Here is a 14,778-nt window from a genome sequence, read left to right as displayed (position 1 = left end):
GAAAATTCCTATCTAAACTAATTACTTTGGAAAACTTATACTTATTTATTTTATTGGCGCTGCTGGCTGAGATTTTAGGAACAGTGGGAGGTTTTGGTTCTTCGTTGTTTTTCGTGCCTATTGCCAGCTATTTTTTGGATTTTCATTCGGTTTTAGGAATTACCGCCTTATTTCATGTATCGAGCAACATCACTAAAATTGCTTTCTTCAGAAAAGGTTTCGACAAAAAACTGCTACTCACTATAGGTGTTCCCGCAGTTGTTTTTGTGATTGTTGGCGCTTTTATCAGTAAATATATCGACAGTAAAATTCTGGAAATGGCTCTGGCTGGTTTTCTTATTGTGACGAGTTTGTTTTTTTTGTTTTTTAAAAATTTCAGCATTAAACCTACGGTTTCTAATTCCTCATTGGGCGGGACTTTATCCGGATTAATTGCCGGATTGTTAGGAACCGGAGGGGCTATTCGCGGCATGACATTGGCGGCCTACAACCTGAAAATGGAGGTTTTTATTGCCACCTCAGCCATTATCGATTTGGCCATTGATTCCAGCCGAAGTTTTGTTTACACCTACAACGGCTATGTCCACAAACATGATTTGTACCTGATTCCTATTTTGCTGGTAGTTAGTATTATTGGAACTTATATTGGAAAAAAAATCCTCGAACGCATTTCCGAAGAACAATTCAAATCCATTGTCTTAATTTTAATTTTCATTACCGGAATCGTGACACTTTCGAAAGTGATTTGGAACTAAAAAAAAATCGCAAATTAGAACGTTCTTCTTCTAATTTGCGATTGTAATAAAATGGCAAAAATATTACACGGTTTCTTCTTCCTCCTCGGTTACAAATTCCATGTGATCTTCAATTTCGGCAACAACTGGCTTAGAAGCTTTCAGCGCATTGAAACGTTCTACTTGTTCTAATTCGTCTTCATCACCGCTGAAATAAGGAAAAACATCTAAAACTGCCGATTCAGAAATAGCAGGAATACTATAATCCCCCATCGTTCCTTTCATCGTATGCACAGTATTATCATAAGCTTCCTTCACATCATTCGCCTGAACCAAAAAATACATATTGGTCTTGCGTTCCTTACCGCTTTCTTCGTCATAAGCCAGTAACGAAATCTTAGATTTAAACCAGCGATCGGCATTTTCAAACGGGTGAATTTCGGCATAATTAGCCACTTTGATATTGGCAATTTTGAATTCTTCGCTCACATAAGCCTTCATTTCTTCATTAATTCGGCTTTCGGCTTCCGTGAAAGAAATAGCGTCCACCAAATAAATTTCACCTACCATTTTCTGATTCCCGGTTTCATCCGTTTTTCTATATTTTACTTTGCATTCGTACCAAGTTGCCATAATTTGTTTTTTTTAAGGATGCCAAAGATAATTTTTAGCACTAAAAAAACAGCAAATTATTGAAATAGATATTCACAATTTTAAAGACCAAAACTTATTTCCCTCACTGTAAGATGGCTACAAATTAATTAACCCTGAATTTAAACAATCCGACTTTTTCTTTATAAACCCATTACTCCTATCCCAAACCGACTAGAACTTAAATATTCTCAATTGCTTCACATAATAAATAAAAAAAGGAATAAACACTAGTAAAAACAAGACTTCACAAGTTTTTAACCCGTTAAAATCAAGGCTTTCACAAATGTTATTTTTTTGTTAAAGAAAAATTAAACAACTGTTTAAATTAAACGGTTGTTTAATTTTGTATCCGAATTAAAAAACAAATCCAAGTGAAAACTGATTTTAATGAAAAACAAATTCAAATTCTGCTAATAGCTGAAAAACTATTTGCAGAAAACGGATTCGAGGGAACTTCGATTAGAACCATTGCCAAGGAAGCCGATATTAATATTGCTATGGTATCCTATTATTTTGGTTCGAAAGAAAAATTATTGGAAGCCTTAATTGTCTATCGCACTTCTGATTTAAAAATTCAAATGGAAAATTTATCGGTAGAAAATTTAGATCCAATCGAAAAAATTGACAAACTGATTGAGCTTTATATCAACCGCATTCGATGCAACAAAGGAATTTACCGCATCTTACATTTTGAATTTTCTTCTGAAGAAATGGAAGAAAAAATGAAAATTTTAAATGATGTGAGAGACCGGAATTTGAAATCAATCGAAACGATTATTCATGAAGGTCAGGCAAAAGGAATTTTTAGAAAAGATGTCAATATTCCGCTGATTTCTCCAACAATCATGGGAACCTTCTTCCACTTTTCGATGAACAAGGCCTATTTCAAAAAACTTTTGAAACTTGACACTGACGAAGCTTTTGAAAATTATATACAAACAACGTTTAAAACGCACATACAACAAACAATCAAAGCACTTCTGATATATGAAAGCTAATTATTTAATACTCTTTGGGGTTTTATTTCTGGGAATTACTTCCGCAGAAGCACAGAAAAAAAAGAGTTTAACACTCGATGAAGCCATTCATCTGGCCTGGGAAAAAAGTAACGAAGTGAACTTAGCCAACGCTAAAGTAACGACTAAAAAATTCGAATTGCAGTCGGTAAAAAACCACCGTTATCCGGATTTGAAAGCTTCGGCACAATACCAACGATTGACCAAGGCTAAAATTAACCTGAAAAGCAATAGTTCGGACAGCGAATCGGACACAAAAGCACCTAATGTGGATCAATTGGTTTTAGGACAAATCACAGCTAATTTGCCTGTTTTTTCCGGTTTTAAACTAAACAACAGCATCAAAGTTTCGGATAATTTATTACAGGCCGAAACTGCCAATGCGCTACAAACTAAAGAAGAAACCGCAATGAAAGTCATCGATTATTATGTGGCTTTGTATCAGGCGGAAAAAACGGTAGAATTACTGAACGAAAATTACAAAAGCGCCGAACAGCGTGTAAAAGATTTCACTGAATTGGAAAAAAACGAAATCGTTCCTAAAAACGATTTGCTAAAAACCCAATTGCAGCTTTCTAAAGTTCAATTATCGCTGGATAAAGCGAACAGCGATTTGAATGTGGTAAATTACGAATTGGCAAGCTTGTTAAAACTGGATCCAAATACAAAAATTGTGGTCAGCGAAAGTGATTTTTCAACTTTTGAAATGAACAATATTCCAGCCAACGAAAATCCGGCTTTAGAAAACCGTAAAGATTTAGAAGCCTTACGTTATCAGGAAAAAGCCAGTTTGGCGAACATCAAAGTAGCAAGAAGCAGTTATTATCCTTCTTTAGCACTGATTGGCGGCTATACTACTTTGGATTTAAAAAATGTGGTCAACGTTCAAAATGCGATGAATTTTGGAATCGGACTTTCGTATAATATCAGTGATATTTTCAAAAACGGAACGGAGGTTAAAATCGCCAAAAGTAAAGCGGCTGAGATTCAAAACACCGAAATCATGTTGACCGATCATATCAAAATTCAGGTTCAAAAAGCCTTAGAAGATTATGATTTATCCGTAAAACAAAACCAAGTGTACACACAGGCAGTGGATCAGGCGACTGAAAATTACCGAATCATTAAAGACAAATACGATAACGGACTGGCTGACACCAATGATTTACTGGAAGCCGATGTAGAGCAATTGAGTGCCAAAATCAATAAGGCTGTTACCAAAACGAATGTGATTCAAAAATATTACAACTTATTAGCTGTAACAGGACAATTAAACCAAACTTTCAACCTTTCTAAAATATAATAGATACCTAAAAATGGAAAAGAAAAAAACAAATAAGAAATTCATCGCAATAATAGGTTCTTTAATCCTGTTAGGCGTGGTATATGGCTCTTACAAATACATTCACTCCTTATCTCACGAAGGAACTGATGATGCCCAGGTAGAAAAATACATGACTCCGATTATCCCAAGAGTTTCGGGTTATGTAAAGAAAGTCTATATCAAAGACAATGATTTTGTAAAAAAAGGAGATACTTTATTTACTATCGATCAAAAAGATTATCAGTTAAAAATTGACGAAGCTAACGCAGCTTTGGCTGCAGCCGAAGGAAACTTTGAAGTATCAAAAGCTGATATTGGTAGTATTTTAGCCAGTATTTCCGTTTCGGATGCCAATGTAAAATCGGCAACAGGAAACATTCAAACGGCTAAAATCAAATTAGGATTAGCAACAAATGATTTTAACCGTTATAGTAATTTGTACAAAAATCACACAATTACTAAACAACAATACGAGCAGGCTTTAGCCGCCAAACAGGAAGCTGAAAATCAGGTTCGTATTTTAGAGCAGCAACAAAAAGCTTCGGCTTTCCAAAAATCGGTAATTCAGGCAAAATCAGTTGTTTCTAACAAAGAAACGGATGTGGCTTCAGCCAATATCAAAAGAGCACAGGCTTTATTGGAATCGGCAAAATTGAATTTAAGCTATACGGTAATTACTGCCGCTATTGACGGACAGGTTTCTAAAATTGACATCCAACCGGGGCAATTAGTACAACCGGGACAATCTTTGTTCTATATTATCAACAATAATGAAGCTTGGGTAATTGCTAATTTCAAAGAAACCCAATTGAACAAAATGATTGCCGGACAAAAAGTAGCTTTAAAAGTAGATGCCTATCCTGATTATGAATTCACAGGAACCATAACTTCATTTTCACCGGCAACAGGAGCCCGTTTTTCCATCTTACCTCCGGATAATGCAACCGGAAACTTTGTGAAAACTATTCAGCGTTTACCAGTAAAAATCAGTATTGATTCATCAAACGATATTGAAAAAGTAAAACTATTACGTCCGGGAATGAATGTGGACGTAGATGTACATATTAAATAATTATGATTGCAGACGATGATTTAGTAGAATATGGCTTTAGGAGGGTTATCATTACCATTACCGCAGTACTTTGTGCGCTGCTGGAAATTGTAGATACCACTATTGTCAATGTGGCTTTGACCGACATGAGGGGAAGCCTGGGAGCTACCTTAACGGATGTGGCTTGGGTTATTACCGCCTATGCTATTGCCAACGTTATCGTAATCCCCATGACGAGCTGGCTTTCGCAACAATTTGGAAGACGTAATTATTTTGCTGTATCGATCATTATTTTTACGGTTTCTTCCTTTTTATGCGGAAATGCCTCTAACATTTGGGAATTGGTTGTCTTTCGATTTATACAGGGTTTAGGTGGCGGAGCTTTATTAGTAACAGCCCAAACCATTATTACCGAAAGTTATCCGGTTGCCAAACGTGGAATGGCACAGGCAATTTACGGAATGGGTGTGATTGTAGGACCTACATTAGGTCCTCCATTAGGAGGCTATTTAGTAGATAATTATTCCTGGCCTTACATTTTTTACATCAATATTCCGTTAGGAATTATTGCTACGCTTTTAACGCTTAGCTTTGTAAGAAGTCCGAAATACGGTGAAAAATTAAAATCTCATCAGGTAGACTGGTATGGTATTATCTTATTGTCCACATTTATCGGTTCGCTTCAATTTGTTTTAGAACACGGGCAACAGGACGATTGGTTTAACGATAATCTGATTGTTACACTAAGTATTGTTTCTGTATTTGGTTTAATACTTTTCATCTGGAGACAATTGGTGTACAAATATCCTATTGTAAACTTAAAAGTATTAAAAGATGGAAATCTTAGAATTGGAACCATTATGAGTTTCATCATGGGATTTGGATTATACGGTTCGACATTGATTATTCCAATTTACACCCAGTCTATTTTAGGATGGACCGCTACTGATGCCGGATTACTGTTAATTCCGGGATCGATAACAACTGCATTTATGATGCCTTTTGTGGGTAGAATGATTCAAAAAGGAGTTCCGCAGGGCTATATGGTCGCTGTAGGTTTCTTAATCTTCTTTATTTTCACCCTGACCATGTATTTTAACATGACTCCGGATACCGGTGTCGAACACATGTACTGGCCGCTGATTTTAAGAGGAATTGGATTGGGATTATTATTCGTTCCTATTACCACTTTATCTCTTTCAACACTTAAAGGGAAAAGTATTGGAGAAGGTGCCGCTTTTACAGGAATGATGCGTCAATTGGGAGGTTCTTTCGGGATTGCTATTATTACCACCTTCATCACCCGACTAACACAATCGCATCGTGTGAATTTGGTTGCCAATTTAGACGGCAGTTCGTTTGATGTACAACAACGAATCGCCCAAATGCAAAAAAGCTTTATGGCTAAAGGATTTTCGATAAATGAATCTCTGGATAAAGCCTATCAGGTTTTAGATTTTTCAGTAATGAAACAAAGTACCGTATTGGCTTACATGGATATTTTCCTTTATTTGGGATTGTTATTTTTATGCTGCATCCCTTTTATCTTATTAATTAAGAAAGGAAAAACACAAATCAACGCTGCCGATGCAATGCATTAAATTCAGAATGCAGAAAGCAGATTTTAGAATTTAGAAATATAAAAAAATCGGAATTTCACTATTCAACATAATAAGTGAAATTCCGATTTTTTTAGGTCTATTATCTTGCTTCTTTTCTCTTGCTTCTTGCTTCTAAAATTTATCTTGTAAAAACCAAATGATTCCCTTTGGATAAATTAGCATCAAACTGATAGCCTTCGTAATTAAAACCTTTTAAATCATCAATCGTTTCTGCCTGCGTATCGATAATATAACGTACCATCATTCCTCTGGCTTTTTTGGCAAAAAAACTAATCATTTTCAACTTACCATCTTTATAATCTTTAAAATCCGGTGTAATTACAGATACTTTTAACGCCTTAGTATCAATTGCCGAAAAATATTCGTTACTGGCCAAATTGACAAACAATTCGTCTTTTTTCAATTCCTTATTCAGCGCATTGGTCAGCGTGGTTTTCCAAAAATCATAAAGATTTTTTTTATCGGCAATAGGCAATTTGGTTCCCATTTCCAAGCGGTACGCCTGTATCAAATCCAAAGGTTTTAAAATTCCGTACAATCCGGATAAGATTCTAAGTTTGTCCTGAAGCACTTCTAATTTTTCTACGGGAATGGTATAAGCATCTAAGCCTGTATAAACATCACCGTCAAAAGTATAAACCGCCGGACGGGAATTTTCGGGCGTAAAAGGCGTTTTCCACGCTTTATTGCGTTGCCAGTTCAAATCGGCTAGTTTATCCGAAATCGACATCAAATCAGACAAATCTTTCGGTGATTGCTGTTTCAAAACCTTGTGTACTTGTCGGGATTCTTTTAAAAATGCCGGCTGCGTAAATTGTGTCGTAGGCAATTCTTTTTCAAAATTTAAGGATTTGGCCGGAGATATAACTATTTTCATAAATATTATTGACGTTTTTTCTTTTGCTTTCCAAAAATACTACATTGGAAACAAATTAAAAGACCGAATGTTATAGTTTTAATCAAATGCAGGATAAAGAGATTCTATACTTCTTTAACTTACTAATTTCAAAAGTTTTAACTCCTGACATCTTTTCGAAAGTCTAAAAAATATTTTTCCTGCTTTAATAAATTAATAAAAAAAACAAAGTCAATTTCCCGTTTCGTTATTTTAGTCGGATTTAAACTCCCTAATATTATCATTTTTACAGCAGGTTTTTACTAAGTATTTCGTTATTTTTGCATATCTCTACATTTTTTCTAAATATAGATACAAAAAGAATCATTTCTTTAACTAAATGACAAAAGTAAACTCAGTTATATGAAAAAAACAATTAAGCGCCTTTACAATTCCGACTTATTTAAAGAATTTTTTGAAAATGAAAAATCCAGTGGATTGGTTTTAATAGCTTGTACTATAGCTTCTTTACTACTTGCTAATTCTATTTTTTCCAACGAATATTTGCATACCTGGCACATGAAAATTGGAACGGAAAGTCTGGAATATTGGATTAATGACGGCTTAATGACTATTTTCTTCTTACTCATCGGATTAGAATTGGAACGCGAAATCTATCAGGGCGAATTATCGAACATAAAAGAAGCCTTATTGCCTATTTTTGCGGCACTTGGCGGTATGCTGGTTCCGGCGGGGATTTATTTACTGCTCAATGCTGGTACAACCACTCATTCGGGTGCGGGAATTCCAATGGCTACCGATATTGCATTTGCCTTAGGTGTTTTGTCATTATTAGGAAACCGGGTGCCTTTGTCGCTAAAAGTATTCTTAACAGCCTTAGCTGTTATTGACGATTTAGGAGCTATTTTGGTAATTGCCGTTTTTTATACCAAATCACTTTCCTGGATAAACTTAGGAGTTGCAATGGGTATTTTATTGTTTTTGTTTATCCTGAACCGAAAAAAAGTTCACAATCTTATTCCGTATCTGATTGGTGGAGTAATCATGTGGTATTTCATGCTTAATTCCGGAATTCATGCTACGATTACCGGAGTTTTATTGGCCTTTGTAATTCCTTTTGGCGACGGAAGTAAAAATACCATTTCTTACAAGTTGCAGCATTTTTTACACAAACCGGTAGCCTTTATCATTCTTCCTTTATTTGCTTTGGCAAATACGGCTATCGTTTTAGGCTCGGATATTGCCGAAGCATTGCATTTAAATTACAGTATGGGAATTATACTGGGCTTAGTGTTAGGAAAACCAATAGGAATCTCCCTGTTTAGCTTTTTAGCTGTTTCGGTCGGGCTGTGTAAATTACCTTCCGATTTAAATTGGAAAAAAATCATAAGCATAGGATTTTTAGGAGGAATTGGTTTTACCATGTCTATTTTTGTAACTTTATTAGCATTTGATGATCATCACATCATTAACAATGCTAAATTCATCATCCTGATTTCTTCGTTAACTGCAGGATGCATTGGCTTTTTGGCATTAAAGCAAAATTTAAAGAAAAAGAAACAACATGCAATCGCCAATTAGAAAACTATTTGCTTACATCAACCTGAACAAAGGCGAAGAAGACAAAACCAAAGTTCTGGAAAATGTAAGAACTAATATCTCTTTCAGAGGCTCTAATTTATGGATTTTGGCCTGTGCCATTGTAGTAGCTTCGGTAGGATTGAACGTCAATTCTACCGCTGTAATTATTGGTGCCATGTTAATTTCCCCTTTGATGGGACCTATTGTGGGAGCCGGTTTCGGACTGGGAACTTATGATTTTGATTTACTCAAAAGATCCTTAAAAAACCTGGTTATCGCCACCATTGTAAGTTTATTGGTTTCTACTGTTTATTTTTATATCAGTCCGTTCAAAGAAGCACAACCGGAACTTTTGTCCCGAACGTCACCCAATATTTACGATATTCTTATCGCTTTTTTTGGTGGAATTGTAGGCGCTGTCGCCATTACGCGCGTGGAAAAAGGAAATCCGATTCCGGGTGTTGCCATCGCCACCGCCTTGATGCCACCGCTTTGTACCGCCGGTTACGGACTCGCAACAGGAAGTTTTAAATTCTTTTTTGGAGCCATGTATTTGTACTCCATCAACTGTATTTTTATTTGTATTTCAACTTTCTTAATCGTGAAATATTTGGCTTATCCAACCAAAAAACAATTGGATGAACCTACCCAAAAAAAGGTAAAATATTACATCAGTACGCTTTTAACTATTTTTATTCTGCCAAGTATTTACTTTGCTTATTTGTTATTTGAAGAGAAAAAATTCGAACAGCAAATTGCCGTTTTTACCGAAAGAGAATTTACCGAAAAAGGCATTACTATTGTCTATCAAAAAACACAATTCAACAAAAATCCGAAAATAGTAGAACTGGGTTTTCTTTCAAAACGCTTTAGTGACAGCGAAATCAAAGATTTGAACAAAAGTTTGAAAAACTACGAATTAAGCAACACCAAACTGATTGTAAAACAGGACACCATCGATTTAAAAAGCGATATTTTAAACGAAATCAAGTTTAACAAATCGACGATCAGTCAAAAAGACGTGACCATCCTGAATCTGAAAAAACAGCTGGCAGCCAATCAGTATAACAACAAAGAATTGCTGGCCGAAATGAAAATTTTATTCCCAAACATTGAGAACATTTCCATTTCCAATCACACTTTCAACAAAAATACTGACAGTTTAAAAACAGTTCCGGTATTGGTTTATAAAAGTAAAAGCCAACTGGAATCGGCCGAAGAAAACAAATTAATGCAATGGTTAAAACAGCGTTTGGACAAAAAACGACTTGAAATTTACCATCAAAACCAATAATTTTATTCCTATCCAAAAATGGATTTATTCAAGCCCGAATTCAGCTCCCAAAGTAATTTGTTGCCGCAGGACGGAACCGTAAATTACTATGGCTGCATTATGGATTATGAAAAAGCCAATTGGTTTTTCGACAGACTTTTAGACTCCATTGAATGGAAAAATGACGAAGCTATTATTTTTGGCCAATTAATCACCACCAAAAGAAAAGTAGCCTGGTATGGTGACACAAATTACAAATACAGCTATTCTAAAACCACCAAAGAAGCCCTTCCCTGGGCTGAAGAACTCTTAATTCTAAAACAATTAGTCGAAGAAAAAACAGGCGAAAGCTACAATTCCTGTCTGTTAAACCTGTATCACGATGGCAGCGAAGGAATGGCCTGGCACAGTGATGCCGAAAAAGATTTGAAAAAAAATGGCGCTATTGCTTCGCTAAGCTTTGGCGCACAAAGAAAATTTGCTTTCAAACACAAAACCAACAAAACCACCGTTTCCTTACTGTTAGAACACGGCAGTCTTTTAGTAATGAAAGACGAAACCCAAACCCACTGGCTGCATCGCCTGCCACCATCAAAAAAAGTCAACAAAGCCCGAATAAATCTAACCTTTCGAACGATTATCACTTCCTGATTTTAAATTTTCATCGACTTTTTTTGTCCTGAAAAACCTTGTGGATTGACTTAAAAAAGAATGCAAAAACTGCAAAAAATACGCAAATTCAATAATTTCTTTGCCAAAACCATCGATAAACATAGGAATTATTTTGTTTTTCAACAGACCTTTAGTATCTTTCACATCAATTTAACCAATTACACAACCCCTTAAACATTTAAAAAATGTTAGAAGAAATGAATGATAACCTGTCTCCAAAAAACAATGAGACAGACGGAAACTTAGCCACTGATGTTCAGGCGGACAATCAGGCTACCCCAAATCCTGAGACAAATGACGCCGCACCTTCGGCAGAAAATGATGAAGCAGCTGAATCGCTTAAAAAACAAAAAGCTCTGAGCGAAATTGAAGCTTCCAACGCTGAAGAACACGAAGACGAAACCTTAAAAGGTCGTCACGAAATTCCGATGCGCGATTACGAAACCCTGTCGATGGAAGTCTTAGTAGAGGAATTGCAAAAACTGGTTACTAACGAAAAAGTCATGTCTATTCGTGACCATGTGGAAGAAATCAAAAAGGCATTTTTATCGAAATACAATCATTTTATCGAGGAAAAAAGAGAAGAATTTCTTGCAGACAATCCGAATACAACCGAAGAATTCGAGTATCATTTACCTCTAAAAAACAAATTTGACCAATTTTATACCTTATACAGAGACAATAAAAACGTCCATTTCAAGAATTTACAAAACAGTCTGAAAGCCAATTTAGAAAATCGTTTGGCCATTGTTGAAGAACTCAAAGAATTAATCAATCCAAACGAGAATATTAAAGACACGTTCAAACATTTTAATGAATTAAGAGAGCGCTGGAAAAATGCCGGCCCGATTCCAAAAGACAAATACAACCACGTTTGGAACAACTATCATTTTCATGTGGAGAATTTTTATGATTATCTGCATTTAGACCGTGAAGCCCGCGATTTGGACTTCAAACACAATTTAGAACAAAAACAAAAAATTATCAGCCGTGTTGAAGAATTACTTCAGGAAGTAGATGTAAATAAAGCTTTTAGAGAATTACAGGATTTACACCGCATCTGGAAAGAAGAAGTAGGTCCTGTTTCTAAAGAATACCGTGATGAAATTTGGAATCAGTTTAGTGATTTAACCAAAAAAATGCACGACAAACGCGAAGTTCTTTTCGAAAAAATGAGAGGAACCGAACAGGAAAACCTGGAAAAAAAGAACGCCATTATTGCGCAAATCGAAGAATTAGCAACGATTAAAGTAAATGCCCATTCGCAATGGCTGGTTCAGATAGAAAAAGTAGAAGCTTTAAGAGAGGCCTTCTTCTCTACCGGAAAAGTTCCTGCTGATGTAAACGAAGCTACCTGGGCGGCATTTAAAACAGCCGTTAGAAATTTTAATGCTTTCAAAAATGCCTTTTACAAAGACATCAAAAAGGAGCAAAACGAAAATCTGAACAAAAAAAATGCGCTGGTAGCCAAAGCCACCGAGTTAAAAGACAGCGAAGATTTTGCCGCTACCACGCCAATTATGAAGCAAATTCAGGAAGACTGGAAAAAAATCGGGCATGTGCCAAGAAAATATTCCGACAAAGTCTGGGCAGAATTCAAAGACGCCTGCAACCATTATTTTGATCGCTTAAAAGAACAAAAAAATGAACATCTGGCTGAAGAAATGGAAGCTTTTGACAAAAAGAAAGCCTATTTGGAAAGTATCAAAGAATTTCAGCTTATTGGTGATCATAAAACCGATTTGGACGCTATCAAACAGCATATTGAAAACTGGAAAAGTATCGGAAAAGTACCATTTACCAGAAGGCATATCGAGGGGAAATTCAATAAAATTCTGGACGCTTTGTTTGACAAATTAAGTCTGAGCAAGAAGGATTCCGACATGATGCGTTTTGCCAACAAACTGGAAAATCTTTCTGAAAGCCATGACAACAGAAAACTGGAAAACGAAAAGATTTTCATCATTCGAAAAATTGAAGAAGTACAAAACGAAATTTTCCAACTGGAAAACAACATTCAATTTTTTGCCAATACCAAAAATTCGAAAAAAGAAAATTCTATTGTGACCGAAGTTCGCAAAAACATTGCTATCCATAAAGAAAGCTTAGACACCTGGAAAGAAAAACTAAAACAGCTTAGAAATCTGGGGCAGGAAGAGTAATTCAGAATGCAGATTTTAGATCGCAGAAAAAAGAAGCAAGAAGCAAGATATTTTTATTAAAAAGCGATTTTCAAATTGGAAATCGCTTTTTTCATACCCACAATTCATCCCGATAGCTATCGGGACCCACAACTCACAAAGTATGACAATTATCATTTCCACACCCTGACATTCACCGTATTTTTGAACCAGCAAATAATTCATTATGAAAAAAGCTTTGATTCAAAAATACAACGTACCCGGTCCGCGCTACACCAGCTACCCTACCGTTCCTTACTGGAATGAAGCCGCGTTTACTTATCAGGATTGGATTGCTTCCTTTAAAAAATCGTTTCAGGAAAGCAATGCTAAAGAAGGAATCAGTCTGTACATTCATCTTCCGTTTTGCGAAAGTCTGTGTACTTTTTGCGGCTGCAACAAACGCATCACCAAAAATCACGATGTCGAATCGCCTTATATTCAGGCGGTCTTAAAAGAATGGTGTTTGTACAGTAAATTGTTGGACGAAAAACCCATTATCAAAGAAATTCATTTGGGAGGCGGAACCCCCACTTTCTTTTCGACCAAAAATCTGGAAGATTTAATCAACGGAATTTTTGCCTATGCCAATAAGGCTGAAGATTACGAATTCAGTTTTGAAGGACATCCCAATAATACCACCTATGCGCATTTGCAAAAACTATACGATTTAGGATTTCGTCGGGTGAGTTTTGGCGTACAGGATTATTCCGAAAAAGTACAAAAAGCCATTCATCGTGAACAACCTTTTCACAATGTAGCCAAAGTTACTTTTTGGGCCAAAGAAATTGGTTATACCTCCATTGGGCACGATATTATTTTTGGACTACCGTTTCAAACCATCGAAAATGTGCTAGATACCATCGAAAAAACCAAATCCCTGCAACCGGACCGACTGGCATTTTACAGCTACGCCCACGTACCCTGGATTAAAGGCAACGGACAACGCGGCTTTAAAGACGAAGACATCCCAAAAGACCAGGAAAAAAGAATTCTGTATCAGGTGGGTAAAGAATTATTGCAAAAAAACGGCTATATCGAAATTGGAATGGATCATTTTGCCCTGCCAACAGACAGCCTGTACCAATCCTTTAAAAACGGGCAATTGCACCGAAATTTTATGGGCTACAGCTCGTCTAAAACCCAATTAATGATAGGTTTGGGCGTTTCTTCCATCAGCGACAGCTGGTACAGTTTTGCCCAAAACGAGAAAAATTTGGACGATTATTACCTATTGTTAGAAGAGGACAAATTGCCAATTTTCAGAGGACATTTGCTCACCGCAGAAGATCTCATCATCCGCAAACACATTCTAAACCTGATGTGTCGGTTTGAAACCCGCTGGGACAGTCCGGAGACTTATTTTGAAGAAATTCCGGAAATTATAGCCCAACTCCGGGAAATGGAAACCGACGGCTTACTCCTTTTTAAAGAAAACGGCATTCAGGTAACCGATTTAGGGAAAGCCCACGTAAGAAACATCTGCATGGCATTTGACCTGCATTTAAAACGAAAAGCCCCCGAAACGGCTTTGTTTTCGATGACGATATAATTTTAAGAAAAACTAACCAACTCCATCCGATCTGCCCCCGCAGCTCGGATTTTTTTTCCCCCTGACGCTGCCTTTATTCATGAGTTTTCCAAAACAAAACGTTCAAAATTGAAATTCTTCCATTCTATTTTGTAAGAAAAAATAAATATATTTGTTAAAAACAAAAACGAAACAAACTTTCGTCAATCTACCCAATTTTGGGTGTATATGCGAAGGTTTATTTCGCTTATATACTAGTTATGCCTCATTGTAACAGAACTACT

At 36.2% G+C, this 14,778-nt stretch carries 12 protein-coding genes; 10 read left to right on the top strand and 2 right to left on the bottom strand.

Annotation, left to right across the window (positions count from 1 at the left end; all coding sequences use genetic code 11):
- Positions 1-26 precede the first annotated feature (26 nt).
- The gene (locus H599_RS0106580) at positions 27-755 is read left to right on the top strand and encodes a sulfite exporter TauE/SafE family protein (RefSeq protein ID WP_035141273.1); all 729 of its coding nucleotides are present in this window, start codon (positions 27-29) and stop codon (positions 753-755) included.
- Positions 756-818: 63 nt separating this feature from the next.
- Here the strand turns inward: H599_RS0106580 and H599_RS0106575 are convergent, their stop codons facing one another.
- Positions 819-1,370 carry a DUF4494 domain-containing protein gene (locus tag H599_RS0106575; protein WP_026713401.1) on the bottom strand — a complete coding sequence of 184 codons (552 nt, stop codon included), beginning with the start codon at positions 1,368-1,370 and terminating at the stop codon, positions 819-821.
- Positions 1,371-1,759: 389 nt separating this feature from the next.
- On the opposite strand from H599_RS0106575, the gene H599_RS0106570 reads away from it, so the two are divergent.
- The 4 genes from H599_RS0106570 to H599_RS0106555 are packed head-to-tail and all read left to right on the top strand — an operon-like array spanning position 1,760 to position 6,380.
- Positions 1,760-2,386 (top strand): TetR/AcrR family transcriptional regulator, encoded by a 627-nt coding sequence (locus H599_RS0106570; protein ID WP_035141258.1) that lies wholly within the window; start codon positions 1,760-1,762, stop codon positions 2,384-2,386.
- Entirely contained in the window at positions 2,376-3,707 is a 1,332-nt protein-coding gene (locus H599_RS0106565; protein WP_026713399.1) for a TolC family protein, read from the top strand. Before H599_RS0106570 ends, H599_RS0106565 begins: the two co-directional genes overlap by 11 nt.
- 13 nt (positions 3,708-3,720) lie before the next feature.
- On the top strand, positions 3,721-4,800 hold the full coding sequence (locus H599_RS0106560; protein WP_026713398.1) for an HlyD family secretion protein: 1,080 nt from the start codon (positions 3,721-3,723) through the stop codon (positions 4,798-4,800).
- A gap of 2 nt (positions 4,801-4,802) precedes the next feature.
- Entirely contained in the window at positions 4,803-6,380 is a 1,578-nt protein-coding gene (locus H599_RS0106555; RefSeq protein WP_026713397.1) for an MDR family MFS transporter, read from the top strand.
- Between the two features lie 139 nt (positions 6,381-6,519).
- Here H599_RS0106555 and yaaA read toward each other — a convergent pair whose 3' ends face one another.
- Positions 6,520-7,278: a peroxide stress protein YaaA gene (yaaA, locus tag H599_RS0106550; RefSeq protein ID WP_026713396.1), complete on the bottom strand. Its 759-nt coding sequence runs from the start codon at positions 7,276-7,278 to the stop codon at positions 6,520-6,522.
- A 381-nt stretch (positions 7,279-7,659) separates the two neighbouring features.
- Here yaaA and nhaA point away from each other — a divergent pair, with 381 nt between their 5' ends.
- From nhaA to hemN, 5 genes are all read left to right on the top strand, one after another.
- A complete protein-coding gene (gene nhaA / locus H599_RS0106545) occupies positions 7,660-8,838 on the top strand; it encodes a Na+/H+ antiporter NhaA (RefSeq protein ID WP_035141257.1) in 1,179 nt (392 codons plus the stop codon).
- A complete protein-coding gene (locus tag H599_RS0106540) occupies positions 8,822-10,132 on the top strand; it encodes a TIGR00341 family protein (protein ID WP_035141255.1) in 1,311 nt (436 codons plus the stop codon). Before nhaA ends, H599_RS0106540 begins: the two co-directional genes overlap by 17 nt.
- A gap of 18 nt (positions 10,133-10,150) precedes the next feature.
- A complete protein-coding gene (locus tag H599_RS0106535) occupies positions 10,151-10,762 on the top strand; it encodes an alpha-ketoglutarate-dependent dioxygenase AlkB family protein (RefSeq protein WP_026713393.1) in 612 nt (203 codons plus the stop codon).
- A 206-nt stretch (positions 10,763-10,968) separates the two neighbouring features.
- Positions 10,969-12,945 carry a DUF349 domain-containing protein gene (locus H599_RS0106525; protein ID WP_026713391.1) on the top strand — a complete coding sequence of 659 codons (1,977 nt, stop codon included), beginning with the start codon at positions 10,969-10,971 and terminating at the stop codon, positions 12,943-12,945.
- Positions 12,946-13,150: 205 nt separating this feature from the next.
- Positions 13,151-14,515, top strand: a complete 1,365-nt coding sequence (gene hemN, locus H599_RS0106515) for an oxygen-independent coproporphyrinogen III oxidase (protein WP_026713389.1) — start codon at positions 13,151-13,153, stop codon at positions 14,513-14,515.
- The last annotated feature ends 263 nt before the right edge of the window (positions 14,516-14,778 follow it).

The sequence above is a fragment of the Flavobacterium daejeonense DSM 17708 genome (assembly GCF_000425425.1).
GTDB lineage: Bacteria > Bacteroidota > Bacteroidia > Flavobacteriales > Flavobacteriaceae > Flavobacterium > Flavobacterium daejeonense.
This window is presented reverse-complemented; position numbering and strand designations above follow the sequence as displayed.